This window comes from Sphingopyxis sp. MC1, assembly GCF_000371385.1.
In the GTDB taxonomy this organism is placed as follows: domain Bacteria; phylum Pseudomonadota; class Alphaproteobacteria; order Sphingomonadales; family Sphingomonadaceae; genus Sphingopyxis; species Sphingopyxis terrae.
In genome coordinates this window covers 350,121-363,954 of sequence record NZ_AOUN01000003.1, presented here as the reverse complement: position 1 = coordinate 363,954, position 13,834 = coordinate 350,121, and the positions used below count along the sequence as shown (strand labels likewise).

The window sequence follows — 13,834 nt, the reverse complement described above, 5'->3', positions numbered from 1 at the left end:
GGTTGCCGGCGCCGCCATCACATCAGCGCGCGATATAGTCCGAAGCAGCTCGTCGCGGTCAGGACGATGCCGACGAGCACGAGCATCAGCTTGGGGGCGATGCGCTTGGCCATGAAGGCGCCGATCGGGGCGGCGCAGACGCCGCCGATCAGCAGGCCGAGCGTCGCGCCCGCGACATCGTCGAGGCCGAGGTGCCAGATGAAGGTTGCCGACACCGCGAGCGTCAGGAAAAATTCGACGCTGTTGACCGTGCCGATCACCTTGCGCGGTTCGGCGCCCTGGACGAGCAGGTTGGAGGTCACGACCGGCCCCCAGCCGCCGCCGCCCGCCGCATCGAGGAAGCCGCCGACGAGGCCGAGCGGTGCGATCACCGTCGGCTTGCGGATTTTCGGCGGATAGAGCAGCCCGCGGATCAGCAGCCACACCCCGACGGCGACGAGATAGGCCAGGACGATCGGTTTGACGATCGCACCGTCGATCGACGTCAGCAGATAGGCGCCGGACACCCCGCCGATCAGGCCCGGGATGAGCAGACGGAAGAAGAGGCCCCATTCGATATTGCGGTGAAACAGATGGCTGATCCCCGACACCGCGGTCGTGAACACCTCGACGACATGGATGCGCGCCGATGCCGTCGCGGGCGGCACGCCCATCACGGCGACGAGCAAGGTGTTGCAGATCACCCCGAACGCCATGCCGAGCGCGCCGTCGACGAGCTGCGCGGCGAAGCCGATCAGGATGAAGGGCAGCAGCGCCGCAAGATCGAAGGTTGACAGATCGAGCATGATTCTTCCCAACTTTTTTAGTTGAGAACTAGCTGCCGCGATTTGCACGGCTTGGCCAGCACAAATTTTCTGCGCGCGGCGAAGAATATTATTTGTGCGGCCGGTGGCCGATCAGGCGCCTATCTGGTCGGGCAGATATTCGCGGACATAGTCGATGAAGGCGCGCAGCTTGGGCATCACCTGCTTGCGGCTGGGGTAATAGAGGAACAGCCCGCTGGTCGCGTCGGCATAGTCGGTGAGCACCAGTTCGAGCTCGCCCGTTTCGACCATCTTCTTCGCCATCGGCTCGGCCATCATCCCGATCGCGACGCCGGTACGCATCGCGACCAGCGCAGCGATCCAGTCGTTGACAATAACCGGCCCGGTCACCCCTACCTCGAATTCGCGGTTCCCTTGCGCAAAGGTCCACGGCATCAGCGCCCCCGTTGCCAGGCGGAAGCGGATGCAGCGATGATCTTTCAGATCTTCCGGCCTTTCGGGACGCCCGAAGCGGTCGAGATAGGCGGGCGAGGCCGCAGCGACGAAGCGGAACGGGCCGGTGAGGCGGATCGCGATCACATCGGCATCGAGCGATTCGCCCATCCGGACGCCGGCGTCGAAGCCCCCGGCGCTCAGGTCGGCGAGCGCATCGTCGGCATAGATTTCCAGCTCGATCTCGGGATAGGCGTCGACGAAGCCCGCGATGATCGGTTCGAACATCGGCTGCACCGCGCCGCGCATCAGGTTGATGCGCAGCCGCCCCGCCGGACGGTTGCCCAGGTTGCGCGCCGCTTCATAGGCGTCGGCCAGCCCGGCAAAGGCAGGCGCGGCGCGTTCGAGGAACATTTCGCCCGCCTGCGTCAGCCCGACGCTGCGCGTCGTGCGCATGAACAAAGGCGCGCCGACGCGCGCTTCCAGCGTCTTGATCGTCTGGCTGATCGCCGAGGGAGATACCCCCAGATCGGCTGCCGCGGCGGAAAAGCTCCGCCTTTCCGCGACACGCAGGAAAGCTTCGATCCCGTCGAGCGCCCCATGGGGGATTGTTAAATCCTGCTTCAAGGCACTTGCAGATTATAGAGGATTATCTAAGTGCGCAAGCGCGCCTAAAAAGGTTGCACAACGAAACGAAAGGAAACCTCTCCCATGACCAATCAGCTCTCCTCTTTTCGCCGCTTTCCCACCGCTTTCGCGATCGTCGCCGGTTCGGCGCTCGCCTTCGGCGGCCTGATGGCTTCGACCTCGCCGGCCTATGCGCAGGGCAGCGCCGACTATCGCTGCACCGGCCTTGCCGATCAGGCGAACACCGCCGCCGACAGCGCGCAGGGCGGCAAGCAGGCCAGCGCGAAGCGCTTCGTCGCCACCGGCAAGAAGCTGTGCGAAGCGGGCAACGAACGCGCCGCCGCCAAGCAGTTCCGCGCCGCGCTCAAGGTTGCCGGCGTCGATGAAGCGACCGACAGCCAGGTTGCATCGCGCTAATCGAATAAGCCACGACACCATCTCCGGTCCGTCCTCTCTCCCTCTCCCCGGACGGACGCACAACTGGGGCGGCACCGAAACGGGCCGCCCCATTTTGTTTCAGCGATCGGCAAGCCCGATTCGGTCGCGCAGATACCATAAGGGCAGATGTGGCCGCGCGAGCGCCTTGTCGATCGCATAGGGCCACCAGCCGGGACCGAGCGGGACGTAGAGGCGCGTGCCGACCCCGCGCGTCCGCGCCGCGGCCAGCGTGCGGCGCCCGGGCAGCCCGCGCAATTGTTCAAGCTCGCACGGGGTTCCCGCCGCAAGCAGCCGGTCGAGCGCGGCGGCGGTCAGCGCGGGCTTGTGCGTCGCCACCGCCACGGGTGCCGCGCGCCCGGCGAGAGCGTCTATCAGCGTCAGATAGGCGGCATCGCCATCCGCGGCATCGCAAAGCGGATCGGCCCATTCGCCCTTCACCACCCGGATACGCGCCGATGTGCCGGACAGGCGCGCGGCATCGGCGGCGCTGCGCCGCCAGCGCGCGGGCAAGGCGATGCCGCTGTCCGGAAAGTCGGGCAGCAGGGCGGCGAGCGCGGCGAGCGTCGCGTCGGCATCGGCGGGGGCGTGGGCATCGAGCAGCACCGGCAGCCCCGCTGCCGCGCCCGCCTCGGCAATCCGGCGCAGCCGCTGCGAACAAAAGCCCAGCGGCGGCGCCTTGACCGACAAATAGCTTCCCGGCGGCAGCGGGGTGGCGGCGATCCGGCCGTAAGCAGCCACGATGGCATCGGCGCCATCGGCATCGCCCTGAAAATAGCCGAGCGTCACCGCGATACCGCGCCGCGACAGACGCCAGGCGATCCGTGCGCCCGCCGCGACGTCGGGAGCGGGCAGCCAGCCGCCCGCCTGCTGCGGCAGTGCATAGCGCCGCGCGCGCAGCCAGCGCCAGAGTGGCGTGTCGTTCATGCGCCGCGCCGGACCAGGCGTTGCCACACCCAGTGGGCGCCGTCGGCGGCGAGCGCCAGCGCCCCCGACACGCGTGCCGGATAGGTGCGCACGCGCACGCATGCGCGCTGTTCCTGCGTCCAGAAGCGGGTGATCCAACCCTCAGCCTCGCCGAGCAGTTCGTAGCTGCGCAGGCCCTCGCCCGCCGCCCAGCGCAGCGTGTGAAGCATCAGCAGCGTCCCCGGCGAGCATTTACCGAAGCGCTCGTCGTGGCCGATCTTGAACAGCCAGTATCGATCGTCGCTGACCTGAGCCAATTGCATCGCCACCGCTTCGCCGCCGATCCGCATGAAGGACAGCCGGAACCGGCCCTCGGCGGCGGCCTCGCGAAAAAAGCGGCGGAAGAATGTCTCACGGCGCCGGTCGACCGCGATCGCGCTGCCCGCCTCCAGCTTCCAGCTCTTCGCCTCGACCCCGATCGCTTCGTCGAACAGCGCGTCGAAATCCTGCAGGCCCGGCGCCAGCATCTCGAACGTGACCGGCCCCAGCGCCTCGGCGCGCCGGGCCGCGCGCCGGAAATCGGACCGGCGGCCCGAATTGAAGTGGCTTTCGGGATCGCGCCAGCTTTCGTCGAGCACGATCAGCGGGCAGGGCATCGCCGGGCGCACCGACAGCAGGCCGCGCCTGTGCATCGCGCGGCGCAGCGCCGGAAGCAGCGGCGAGTCGGCGGAAATCCGGTCGAAGGAGAGCGGCTGGCGCAACCGCGCGAGCGCGTCCGCGATCGGGGCGGCATCATCGGGCCGCGCCGCAAGCAGGTCGCCCGGCTCGAACAGTTCGCGCGATCCCGCGATGCGCCAGCGGCCGATCGCGCCCGCGTCGCGGCACAGCGGCAGCAGCGCCGAAATCGTGCGGCCGGCGCGCAGGCCGAGCAGCTTGCGGCGCTGCCCTTCGATCAACGGGGTCAGCGCGGCGGCGAAGGCGTGACTCTGCGTCGGCCAGCGGGCATGGGCTTCGAGCGCGCGCCATTCTTCGGCCAGCCAGTCGCTGCCGTCCCAGCGCGCAAGATCGATCGCGCGCGCCGAATGCGGCGGCGCCATTTGCGCGTGTCGGTCTGCGCGCTTGAAGACATGCGCATGCAGCAAATTCTGCCCCTCTCGCCTGCGCGAATAGCGCGGAAAGGCTAATAAATGTCTGCGCGGCGCGGATCATCGCTTGACGCCGGGCGGGGCTTGCGGGAGGCAGGCGCGATCGATGCGGCGGGAGGCGACGATGACGGGCGACAAGACATCGGTGTTCGCTGACGACTGGTCGGGCGAAATGGGGCAGCGCTGGTTGCGCAATGTCGACCATTTCGAAGCGATGCTGGAACCGATTGGCACCGCGCTGCTCGATCGCGCCGCGATCGCGACGGGCGAGCGAATCGTCGATCTGGGGTGCGGCGGCGGCGCGACGAGCCGCGCGATCGCGGCGCGCGTCGGACCGCAGGGCGCGGTGCTCGGGCTCGACATCTCGCCCGACCTGATCGTCGCGGCGCGCGCGCGGGCCGGCGCCGATTTTCCCGCGCTGCGCTTTTTCTGCGGCGATGCAGCGAGCGCGGTGCTGCCGGCAGCACCCTATGACCGGCTCGTCTCGCGCTTCGGCAGTATGTTTTTCGCCGATCCCGTCGCCGCCTTTCGTCACTTGCGGACGCAGCTCGTGCCCGGCGCGCGCTTCGACCTCGCCGTGTGGGGACCGCCGCGCGACAATGTCTGGATGATGGCGGTGATGGGGGTGATCCGCGCGCATGTCGAGGTGCCGCCCGCGACGCCGCGCGCGCCGGGGCCCTTCGCCTTCGAGGATATCGACTATCTGCGTGACCTGCTCGCCGATGCGGGCTTTGCCCGGGTCGACATCGACGACTGGCGCGGCGATCAGGCGATCGGCGGGCCGGGGCGCACCCCGGCGGAGGCCGCCGACTTCGCGCTCGGATCAATGTCGGCCGCGCGCGTACTGAGCGAGGCGGGCGCCGATGTGATGGCGGCGGCGCGCGCCGATCTGGAGCGCGTCTATGCCGAGCATCATGATCCCGAAGCGGGGGTCCGCCTCGGCGCGCGCGCTTGGCTGGCGACCGCCGCCTGACCCTAGCTCCGCGCGATCAGCGCCAGCCCGTCGGCGAGTGCGGCGCGCGATATTTCGCCGCTGTGACGGCGGACAATCCTGCCCTTGGCATCGACGAACAGGGTCGTCGGCAGTACCAGCCCGCCCGCAGCATCGCCCGTCCGCCCGCTATGGTCGAGAAAGACGTGCGTGCCCGTCACCTTGCGCTCGGCCAGATAGGCGGCGACGGTCGCGCTGTCCTGCCCCTGATTGACCAGCAGGATCGGCACGCGCGATGTCGTCGCGACCTCGGCGAGCATCGGCAGTTCGCGCTGGCACGGTGGGCACCATGTCGCCCACAGGTTGATGACCATCGGCTTCCCGCGCAGCGTATCGAGCGCGATCGCGCGCCCCTCCATGTCGGTGAGCATCAGCCCGCGCGCGAGCGGGCGCGGCGCGGGTTCGAGCGCCGGCGCCGCGACCGCATGAACCGCTGCCAGCCCGGCGAGCACGCCGAGTAACAGCGGCGTTGCGCGCGAGCGGCGGAGCCAGACGGCGACCGCCATCCCCGCCGCGGCGACCCCGGCCCAGGGCAGGAAACCACCCTGCCAGACCGCAAGGATCGCCCAGGGTTCCGGCGCATAGGCATCGGCGTGGCGCACCACATAGGCAGCGCGCGCCACGAGCAGTCCCGCGATGACGGCGATCCAGCTCGCTGTCGCCGCGCGCATGTCGCCGCGCGCCGCGATCAGGCTGCCGCCCGCCAGAAACAGCCAGATCAGCGCGACCGCGAGCAGGCGGTCGACGGCAAGCGCGAGCGGCCCGAGCGAAATCGTCATCGGCTCGGCCGCCGGGCTGCGCGACATGGTCGCGGCGATTTGGTCACATCCAAGTCAATTTCCTTTTGGCTCCCGAAGCGCCCCCTCGCGCGATCTGATCGGCGAAACGGCAGCGAAAGAAAAGAGCTGGTATCGGGCGTGCGGCGGTTCGTTACATGTCGCCCGCGGGCCAATCGCCGATACGCAGCGTGGCGACCGTGCCGCCCGACGGTGCGCGATCGAGCGCCACGTCGCCCCCATAGTCGCGCGCCACATCGCGCGCGATGGCAAGGCCAAGGCCCGATCCGGCGCCGGGGCCGGCCCCGCGCGCGCCGATGCCGAACATCGCCTCGCGCTGATCCGGCGGAACGCCCGGCCCGTCGTCGGTGATAGCAATGCGGCGCGCGGCGCCGTCGAAGCGATAGTCGATCGTGATGCCCGATCGCGCCCATTTTCCGGCATTGTCGAGCAGGTTCGACAATATCTCGCTCAGATCCTCGGCATCCATGGGAAGCGAAGGGGCGGCGGTGTCGAGCGCCGCCGCGGTCGTAGCGAAGCGCTTGCCCGGATGACAGCGTTCCATCGCGGCGATCAGCGGCGGCAGGATCGCGGCGAGCCGCACGCCGCCGACCATCCCCGCATGCGACCCGCCCGACCGGACGCGCGACAGATGATAGTCGATCTGGTGCTGCATCGTCTCGCTTTCGGACAGGAAGACGTCGGCCGCGGCGCTTTCGGTGCCGCGCTGTTGCAGCCGTTCGGCCTCGTCGGTGACGACGGCGAGCGGGGTGCGCAGCGAGTGCGCCAGCGCGCCTGCGGCGACACGCCCGCGTTCGACGATCTCGGCATTGCGCGCCAGATAGCTGTTCAACGGATCGACGAGCTGGCGGATTTCGTCGGGAAACACCCCCTCGATGTGATCGGCGTGCCCGCGGCGAAGCGCCGCGATCCGCGCGGCCAGCCGGTTGAACGGCCGGAAGCCGAGCGTGATGATCGCAAGGCCGCTTGCCAGAAGCGCGAGCGCGAGCAGGCTGAGCCACAGGCTGAGCTCGCGGGTGAAGCTCGCGATGACGGCGCGCAGCAGGCGCTCGTCGGTGGCGATGACGAAATGCAGCGGGGCGCCGCCCGGCATGGCGCGCTCGAAGCCATAGGTGATCGCGGGGCCCGTCGGGCCGTTTTCGACGCGGTGCAGGATGTCGGGGCTGTGCGCGACATCCTCGTCGAGCGCGCCGCGCGTCATAGAGGGCGACTTCAGCGAGCGATAGCCGGGGCGCCCGATCTGCCAGTAAAATCCGGACAGAGGCACCGCATAGCGCGGATCGGACAGCGGCCGCGACAGGCGGGGGTTACCCGCCGCGTCGAGGACGGTCAGTTCGGCCAGCTCGCGGACATGAACCTCCAGCTCTTCATGATATTGCTGTTCGACATGGCTGCTGAACAGCCGCACCGACGAAAACCACAGCGCGCCGATGCCCAGCGCCACCCATATCAGGATGGCGGCCAGAAAGCGCGCGCGCAGGCTGGAAAAGAGTCGGGTCACAAATCGAGCCGATAGCCCAGGCCGCGCACAGTGCGAATAGCCTCGCGTCCGATCTTGCGGCGCAGCCGACTGATATGCGCCTCCACCGCGTTGCGGTCGCGCTCGGCCTCCAGCGCGTAAAGCTGATCGAGGATGTCGGCTTGCGACAAGATATGTTCGGGACGCCGCATGAAGAGGTGCAGCAGCGCGAACTCCTTGCGGCTGAGCGTCAGCGCTTCGCCGTGCAGCGTCGCGGTGGACGCGACGGGGTCGAGCGAAAGCGGACCGACCGTCAGCGCGTTGCTGCCGCGCCCACGTCCACGCCGCCACAGCGCATGCAGCCGCGCCAGCAACTCTTCGAACCGCACCGGCTTGACGATGAAATCATCGGCGCCGCTGTTCAGCCCCTCGACCTTTTCGCGCCAGTTGCCCCGCGCGGTCAGGATCAGGATCGGCACCGTCCGCCCGGCGCCGCGCCAGTGGCGCAGCACATCAATCCCGTCGCCGTCGGGCAGCCCCAGATCGAGGATCACCGCGCCCAGCATGTCGATGTCGGGCCAGTCGCGGGCGTCGCCCGCCGACGCGGCGCTGTCGACGGCAATCCCCGCCGCCACCAGCCGCTCGGTCAGGCGGCGGCGCAGTTCGGGATCGTCTTCGACCAGCAATACGCGCATCGGCATCCTGTCCTTGTGGGGATGATCTCACAGTCTTCATCCCGGTGCGATGGTCCTAGGATGCTGACCCTAGCGCAATTGCCTGACGCGACACTGACAAAATGTCAGGCTGGCGTCAGACTCGCTTGGCAGAGGGCGGCCATGGACAGGAAAGCCCTTATCGCCGCATCGACAGCGCTCGCCCTCGCGGCGGGTGCCGGAGCCCTCTGGTGGTCGAAGGAGGCGCCCCCGCCTGCGCCCGACGGCGGCGAAGCGGCCATGGCGCCGGGCAAGCTGACGGCCCGACAGATCGAGAAGCTCGGCATCGCGACCGCAGTCGCGGCGGCCGCCAGCAGTGCCGAGCTTGGCGCGGTCCCTGCGACCGTATCGCTGCCCCCCGATGCGCGGGTCGCGGTGACCGCGCCATTCGACGGGATTGCGGTGCGGCTGTTTGTCGTCGAGGGCGAGGCGGTTGTCGCCGGTCAACCGCTCGCCAGCATCCGCGCCGCCGAGCCTGTCCAATATGGCGCGGCGCAGGCGCGCGCGCAGGCGCAGCTGGAGGTTGCCCGCGCCGCGGCGGGCCGCACCGGTCAGCTGGCCAAGGAAGGCATTGTCGCGGGCGCCCGCGCCGACGAGGCGCGCGCCGCGCTGCGCGAGGCAGAAGTCAATGTCGCCGAAAACCGCCGCATTCTCGCGCAGGCCAATGCCGACGGCAGCGGTATGATGACGCTGCGCGCGCCGATCGGCGGCCGGATCGCTGCCGTCAATGTGCAGGCGGGCGGCCCGGTGGGCGGCCTCAGCGCGCCTTTCATCGTCGAAAATACGGCGCGGCTGATGCTCGATCTGCAAATCCCCGAACGGCTCGCGGGCGCGGTGCATCCGGGCACACCCGTTGAAGTCCGGATGCCCGGCACCGCGCCCGCCACGGGCCGCGTCATCGCCGTCGGCGGCTCGATCGACCCCGCGACGCGCGCGCTGACGGCAAAGGCACGCCTCGACGCCGCACCCGCACTGGTCAGCGGCAAGTCGGTCGTCGCGATCCTCGGCGGCGTTCAGCCCGTCGCCGGGGCGAGCATCCCCGCTGCCGCGCTGACACGGGTCGGCGACAGGGATGCGGTTTTCGTGAAGGGGACGGACGGCTTCGCGCTGCGCCCCGTCACCATCGCCAGCCGTGTCGGGGCCAGCGCGACGATAACCGCCGGACTGAAGCCCGGCGAACGCGTCGCAACCTCGGCAATCGCCGAACTCAAGGCCGTGCTGGGCGGCGAATAGGATGCTCGGCAAACTCGTCGAAAAGGCGCTCGCACTGCGTCTCGCCGTCATCGGTGCCGCGCTGCTCTTGGGCGGGATCGGGGCCTGGTCCTTCGCCAATCTGCCGATCGATGCCTTTCCGGACATCAGCTCGACGCAGGTCAAGATCATCCTGAAGGCGCCGGGCATGACCCCCGAGGAGGTCGAGAGCCGCGTCATCACGCCGATCGAGATGGAGATGCTGGGCATCCCCGATCAGGCGAACCTGCGCTCGGTCGCCAAATATGCGATCGCCGACATCACGATCGATTTCAAGGACGGTACCGACATCTATTGGGCGCGCAGCCAGGTCGCGGAGCGGCTGTCGAATGTCGCGGGGGACCTGCCGGCGACGGTCGAGGGCGGGATGGCGCCGATCTCCACGCCGCTGTCCGACATGTATATGTTCACGCTCGAGGGGCCGCAGGATCTGACCGAAAAGCGGCGGGTGCTCGACTGGATCATCCGCCCGGCGCTGCGCACCGTTCCCGGCGTTGCCGATGTCAACGCGCTCGGCGGCTTTGCCGAAACCTTCGAGGTGCGCCCCGACAATGGCGCGCTGGCGGCGGCGGGGCTGAGCGTCGAGGATCTGCGCGCGGCGATCGAGGCGAGCAATCGCAACGACGGCGCGGGCCGGCTCAAGATCGGCGACGAAGCGCTGATCGTGCGCTCGGTCGGCGCGATCCGCACGCTCGACGATCTCGCCTCGGTCGTGGTGCGGTCGCAGGATGGCGGCGTCGTGCGCGTCGGCGACGTCGCGGCGGTGCGCGCCGGGCATCTGACGCGCTATGGCGCGGTCACGAAGGACGGCAAGGGCGAGGCGGTCGAGGGGCTGGTCATCGCGCTGCGCGGCGCCGACGCGTCGAAGGTCGTCGAAGGGGTCAAGGCGCGGCTCGCGGAAATCCAGCCCAGCCTGCCGCCCGGGATGCGCGTCGATGTCTTCTACGACCGGTCGGACCTCATCGAACGCGCCGTCGGGACGGTCGAGAAGGCGCTGATCGAAGCGACGATCCTCGTCGTCATCCTGCTACTGCTGTTTCTGGGCGATGTCCGCGCGTCGGTCATCGTCGCACTCGCGCTGCCGATGGCGGCGCTGCTGACCTTCATCTTCATGCGGGCGATCGGACTGACCGCCAATCTGATGAGCCTCGGCGGCCTTGCCATCGCGGTCGGCATATTGGTCGACGGCGCCGTGGTCGTCGTCGAAAATGTCGTCGAGCGCTTGTCCGATCCCAGGCATCGCCGGATGGGCAAGCTGCATGCGGTGTTCGTCGCGGCATCCGAAGTCGCGATGCCGGTCGCCTCGGGGCTCCTTATCATCGCGCTCGTGTTCCTGCCGCTGCTCACGCTCGAGGGGCTGGAGGGCAAGCTGTTCGCGCCCGTCGCGCTGACCATCGTGCTCGCGCTGCTTTCGGCGCTGGTCCTGTCGCTGACGCTGGTGCCGGTGCTCGCCTATTTCATCCTGAAGCAGCAGGACGGCCACCGCGAACCGCGCCTGATGCGCTTCGTGGCGCCGCGTCACGCGCGGGCGCTCGACTGGGCCTTTGCCCACCGCCGGACCGTTGCCGGGATATCCGCGATCGGCCTGCTGCTCGCCGGGGTCGCCTATACCGTGACCGGCAAGACCTTTCTGCCGACGATGGACGAGGGGTCGACGATCGTTCAGCTCACCAAGCTGCCGAGCATCAATATCGAGCATAGCGCCGCGGGCGACATGAAGGTGCAGCGCGCGATCCTCGAACAGGTGCCCGAAGTCACCAGCGTGATCGCGCGCGTCGGCAGCGACGAGCTCGGCCTCGACCCGATGAGCCCCAACGAGACCGACAGCTTTCTGAAGCTGAAGCCGCGGTCCGAATGGCGCCTTGCCGACAAGGACTGGCTCAACGACCGGATTCGCGCCGTGCTCGCCGATTTTCCGGGGATCGAGCCCAGCTTCACCCAGCCGATCGAGATGCGCGTTTCCGAAATGCTCACCGGTGCGCGCGGCGACTTGGCGATCAAATTATTCGGCCCCGACCTCAAGGAACTGGCCCGGCTCGCGGGCGCGATCCAGGGTCGGCTCGAAACGATCCGCGGGACGAGCGAGGCGATGACGGTCGCCAACGACAGCGTCGATTATCTGCAGATCGACATCGATCGTATGGCCGCAGGGCGGGCGGGAATGCCCGTCGACATGCTGCAGGACATGATGCGCGCCGATGTCGAGGGCGTCCGCGCCGGCACGATCGCCGAGGGCGCGCGCCGGATTCCCGTGGTTATCCGCGGCGAAGGCGGCGACGGCATGGACGCGCAAAGCTACACCGACCGTCTCTATCGCACCCCCGCCGGCACCCTCCTTCGCACCAGCGACGTCGCGGCGATCGCGCAGGTCGCGGGGCCGGTGAAGCTCGAACATGAAAATGGATCGCGCTTCGCGCTCGTGCAGGCCTTCGTCAGCGGCCGCGACCTTGTCGGCTATGCCGAGGAGGCAAAGGCGGATATCGGCAAGCATGTAAAGCTGCCGCCCGGCTATCGTATCGTCTGGGGCGGCCAGTTCGAAAATCAGCAACGGGCGGCCGCGCGCCTGATGATCGTGCTGCCGATCGCGGTGCTGATGATCTTCGTCGTTCTTTATCTGACGCTGCGCTCGCTGCGCGCGGCGGCGCTGATCCTCGTCAACATACCCTTTGCGGCGGTGGGGGGGATGATCGCGCTCGCGCTATCGGGCGAATATCTGTCGGTTCCCGCCTCGGTCGGGTTCATCGCGCTGCTCGGCATCGCGGTGCTCAACGGGCTCGTCATGGTCAGCTATTTCCGTCAGCTGCGCGAACGCGGCGTCCCGCTGCATCAGGCGGTGCGCGAGGGCGCCGCACGGCGCCTGCGCCCGGTGCTGATGACCGCGAGCATCGCCGCCTTCGGCCTCGTCCCGCTGCTCTTCGCGTCGGGTCCGGGTTCGGAAATCCAGCGCCCGCTTGCCATCGTCGTTATCGGCGGGCTGGTGACGGCGACGCTGCTCACGCTCATCCTGCTGCCCATCCTGTACGAACGCTTCGGCGAAAGCGCTGCCGAGCGCGGCGCCGGCGATCAGGACCATCCCGCCGGAGCCTCTGCATGACCCGCCTTCTGTTCCTTGCCATCAGCCTGGCCCTGACGCCGCCTGCCGCCGCCGAGCCGGGACTGTTGCCCGAAGCGGTGGTGCGCGAAGCGCTCGACGCCCATCCCTCGGTCATCGCGGCGAGGGCGCGTGTCGATGTTGCGGCGGCGGAGAAGCGCGCGCTCGAAGCCGGACCTTATGAGTTCAGCGTCACCGGCAGCTATGTCAGCCGCAGCATCGACCGCGAGGGGCGCTTCAACGAATATGACGCGATCCTGGCGCGTCCCGTGCGTCTGCCGGGCAAGGCGCGGCTCGACCGCAAGGCCGGCGCGCTGGGCGTCGAAGCCGCCACCAATCATTTCGAAGATGCCCGGCATCAGGCCGCGCTGTTGCTCAACGCCATGTGGTGGGACTGGGTCGGCGCCAGCGCCGAGGCCGCCGTCGATGCGCAGGGCGTCGAAAATTACGCGACGCTGGTCCGGATCGTGCGCCGCCGGGTCGATCTGCGCGACGCGCCGCAGCTCGAGGCCGATCAGGCCGAAGCCGCGTTGGCGGAGGCGCGCCTGCTCGCGGCCCAATCGGCGGGGCGCGCCGATCTGGCACGGGCCCGGCTTGCCGCGCAATTTCCGGGCGTCGCCCTGCCCGTCGAGGCCCCGACGCTCGCCACGCCGACCTTCGATCCCGCCGGGGCGTCGCGGATGCGCGATCAGGTCATCGAACGCAGCCACGAAATCGCGGCCGCCGATGCCGAGGCGCGGCGCTTTGGTGCGCTCGCCGAACGCGGGCGGCAGGACCGGATTCCCGATCCCACCGTCGGTCTCCGGCTGTTCAGCGAACGCAGCGGCGCCGAACGCGGCGCGGGTCTGACCGTGACGATCCCGATCGGCGGCAATCACCGCGGCGCCATGGCGGCGCGCGCCGCGTCCGAGGCGCAGGCCGCGGCGGCGCAGCTCAACGCCGTCCGTTTCGATGTGCAGGAAATGGCCGACGGCGACCTGTCGCGCGCCGCTGCCGCCTATTCGGCGTGGCAGCGCGCCGATCAGGCGCGCGCGGCGCAGATGGCGGCGCTCGCCAAGCTTCGCCGCGGGCAGGATCTGGATGCGATCGATCTCGCCGACGTCCTGCTCGGCGAGCGCCAGACGCACGCGGCGTTCCGCGCCGAAACGATCGCCCGCACCGAAGCGCTGCGCGACATCACCCGGCTGCGCATCGACAGCCACAATCTGTGGATCAGCGAATAG

At 69.1% G+C, this 13,834-nt stretch carries 12 protein-coding genes; 5 read left to right on the top strand and 7 right to left on the bottom strand.

Translation table 11 applies throughout. The annotated features are described in order from the left end of the window. Window positions 1–17: 17 nt before the first annotated feature. Window positions 18–785, bottom strand: coding sequence for a sulfite exporter TauE/SafE family protein (locus tag EBMC1_RS05575; protein WP_003041847.1), 768 nt, complete (start codon window positions 783–785; stop codon window positions 18–20). A gap of 111 nt (window positions 786–896) precedes the next feature. Beyond that, entirely contained in the window at window positions 897–1,823 is a 927-nt protein-coding gene (locus tag EBMC1_RS05570; RefSeq protein ID WP_003041844.1) for a LysR family transcriptional regulator, read from the bottom strand. A gap of 84 nt (window positions 1,824–1,907) precedes the next feature. On the opposite strand from EBMC1_RS05570, the gene EBMC1_RS05565 reads away from it, so the two are divergent. Then, on the top strand, window positions 1,908–2,240 hold the full coding sequence (locus EBMC1_RS05565; RefSeq protein ID WP_003041839.1) for a hypothetical protein: 333 nt from the start codon (window positions 1,908–1,910) through the stop codon (window positions 2,238–2,240). 99 nt (window positions 2,241–2,339) lie between these two features. On the opposite strand, the gene EBMC1_RS05560 is transcribed toward EBMC1_RS05565, so the two are convergent. Together EBMC1_RS05560 and EBMC1_RS05555 are read right to left on the bottom strand one after the other, a co-directional pair. Beyond that, a complete protein-coding gene (locus EBMC1_RS05560) occupies window positions 2,340–3,185 on the bottom strand; it encodes a hypothetical protein (protein WP_003041837.1) in 846 nt (281 codons plus the stop codon). Beyond that, complete coding sequence (locus EBMC1_RS05555) at window positions 3,182–4,261, bottom strand: GNAT family N-acetyltransferase (protein WP_156000985.1); 1,080 nt, start codon at window positions 4,259–4,261, stop codon at window positions 3,182–3,184. The genes EBMC1_RS05560 and EBMC1_RS05555 overlap by 4 nt, the downstream gene beginning before the upstream one ends. A 172-nt stretch (window positions 4,262–4,433) precedes the next feature. Here EBMC1_RS05555 and EBMC1_RS05550 point away from each other — a divergent pair, with 172 nt between their 5' ends. Further along, on the top strand, window positions 4,434–5,282 hold the full coding sequence (locus EBMC1_RS05550) for a class I SAM-dependent methyltransferase (protein WP_040589677.1): 849 nt from the start codon (window positions 4,434–4,436) through the stop codon (window positions 5,280–5,282). A gap of 2 nt (window positions 5,283–5,284) precedes the next feature. Here the strand turns inward: EBMC1_RS05550 and EBMC1_RS05545 are convergent, their stop codons facing one another. The 3 genes from EBMC1_RS05545 to EBMC1_RS05535 form a co-directional block, all read right to left on the bottom strand. Then, complete coding sequence (locus tag EBMC1_RS05545; protein ID WP_003041830.1) at window positions 5,285–6,106, bottom strand: TlpA disulfide reductase family protein; 822 nt, start codon at window positions 6,104–6,106, stop codon at window positions 5,285–5,287. 124 nt (window positions 6,107–6,230) lie between these two features. Beyond that, complete coding sequence (locus tag EBMC1_RS05540) at window positions 6,231–7,598, bottom strand: ATP-binding protein (RefSeq protein ID WP_003041827.1); 1,368 nt, start codon at window positions 7,596–7,598, stop codon at window positions 6,231–6,233. Then, on the bottom strand, window positions 7,595–8,251 hold the full coding sequence (locus EBMC1_RS05535; protein WP_003041824.1) for a response regulator transcription factor: 657 nt from the start codon (window positions 8,249–8,251) through the stop codon (window positions 7,595–7,597). The genes EBMC1_RS05540 and EBMC1_RS05535 overlap by 4 nt, the downstream gene beginning before the upstream one ends. 141 nt (window positions 8,252–8,392) lie before the next feature. Between EBMC1_RS05535 and EBMC1_RS05530 the strand changes: the two genes are divergently transcribed. The 3 genes from EBMC1_RS05530 to EBMC1_RS05520 are packed head-to-tail and all read left to right on the top strand — an operon-like array spanning window position 8,393 to window position 13,834. Beyond that, window positions 8,393–9,502 (top strand): efflux RND transporter periplasmic adaptor subunit, encoded by a 1,110-nt coding sequence (locus EBMC1_RS05530; protein WP_003041821.1) that lies wholly within the window; start codon window positions 8,393–8,395, stop codon window positions 9,500–9,502. A 1-nt stretch (window position 9,503) separates the two neighbouring features. Next, window positions 9,504–12,614 (top strand): efflux RND transporter permease subunit, encoded by a 3,111-nt coding sequence (locus EBMC1_RS05525; RefSeq protein ID WP_003041818.1) that lies wholly within the window; start codon window positions 9,504–9,506, stop codon window positions 12,612–12,614. After that, a complete protein-coding gene (locus EBMC1_RS05520; RefSeq protein ID WP_003041816.1) occupies window positions 12,611–13,834 on the top strand; it encodes a TolC family protein in 1,224 nt (407 codons plus the stop codon). Before EBMC1_RS05525 ends, EBMC1_RS05520 begins: the two co-directional genes overlap by 4 nt.

Excerpts from the sequence above, each read along its gene's own strand:
- EBMC1_RS05535 (WP_003041824.1), bottom strand. The coding sequence starts at position 8,251 with ATGCGCGTATTGCTGGTCGAAGACGATCCCGAACTGCGCCGCCGCCTG.
- EBMC1_RS05555 (WP_156000985.1), bottom strand. The coding sequence starts at position 4,261 with ATGGCGCCGCCGCATTCGGCGCGCGCGATCGATCTTGCGCGCTGGGAC.
- EBMC1_RS05575 (WP_003041847.1), bottom strand. The coding sequence starts at position 785 with ATGCTCGATCTGTCAACCTTCGATCTTGCGGCGCTGCTGCCCTTCATC.
- EBMC1_RS05525 (WP_003041818.1), top strand. The coding sequence starts at position 9,504 with ATGCTCGGCAAACTCGTCGAAAAGGCGCTCGCACTGCGTCTCGCCGTC.
- EBMC1_RS05560 (WP_003041837.1), bottom strand. The coding sequence starts at position 3,185 with ATGAACGACACGCCACTCTGGCGCTGGCTGCGCGCGCGGCGCTATGCA.
- EBMC1_RS05520 (WP_003041816.1), top strand. The coding sequence starts at position 12,611 with ATGACCCGCCTTCTGTTCCTTGCCATCAGCCTGGCCCTGACGCCGCCT.
- EBMC1_RS05530 (WP_003041821.1), top strand. The coding sequence starts at position 8,393 with ATGGACAGGAAAGCCCTTATCGCCGCATCGACAGCGCTCGCCCTCGCG.
- EBMC1_RS05550 (WP_040589677.1), top strand. The coding sequence starts at position 4,434 with ATGACGGGCGACAAGACATCGGTGTTCGCTGACGACTGGTCGGGCGAA.
- EBMC1_RS05565 (WP_003041839.1), top strand. The coding sequence starts at position 1,908 with ATGACCAATCAGCTCTCCTCTTTTCGCCGCTTTCCCACCGCTTTCGCG.
- EBMC1_RS05545 (WP_003041830.1), bottom strand. The coding sequence starts at position 6,106 with ATGTCGCGCAGCCCGGCGGCCGAGCCGATGACGATTTCGCTCGGGCCG.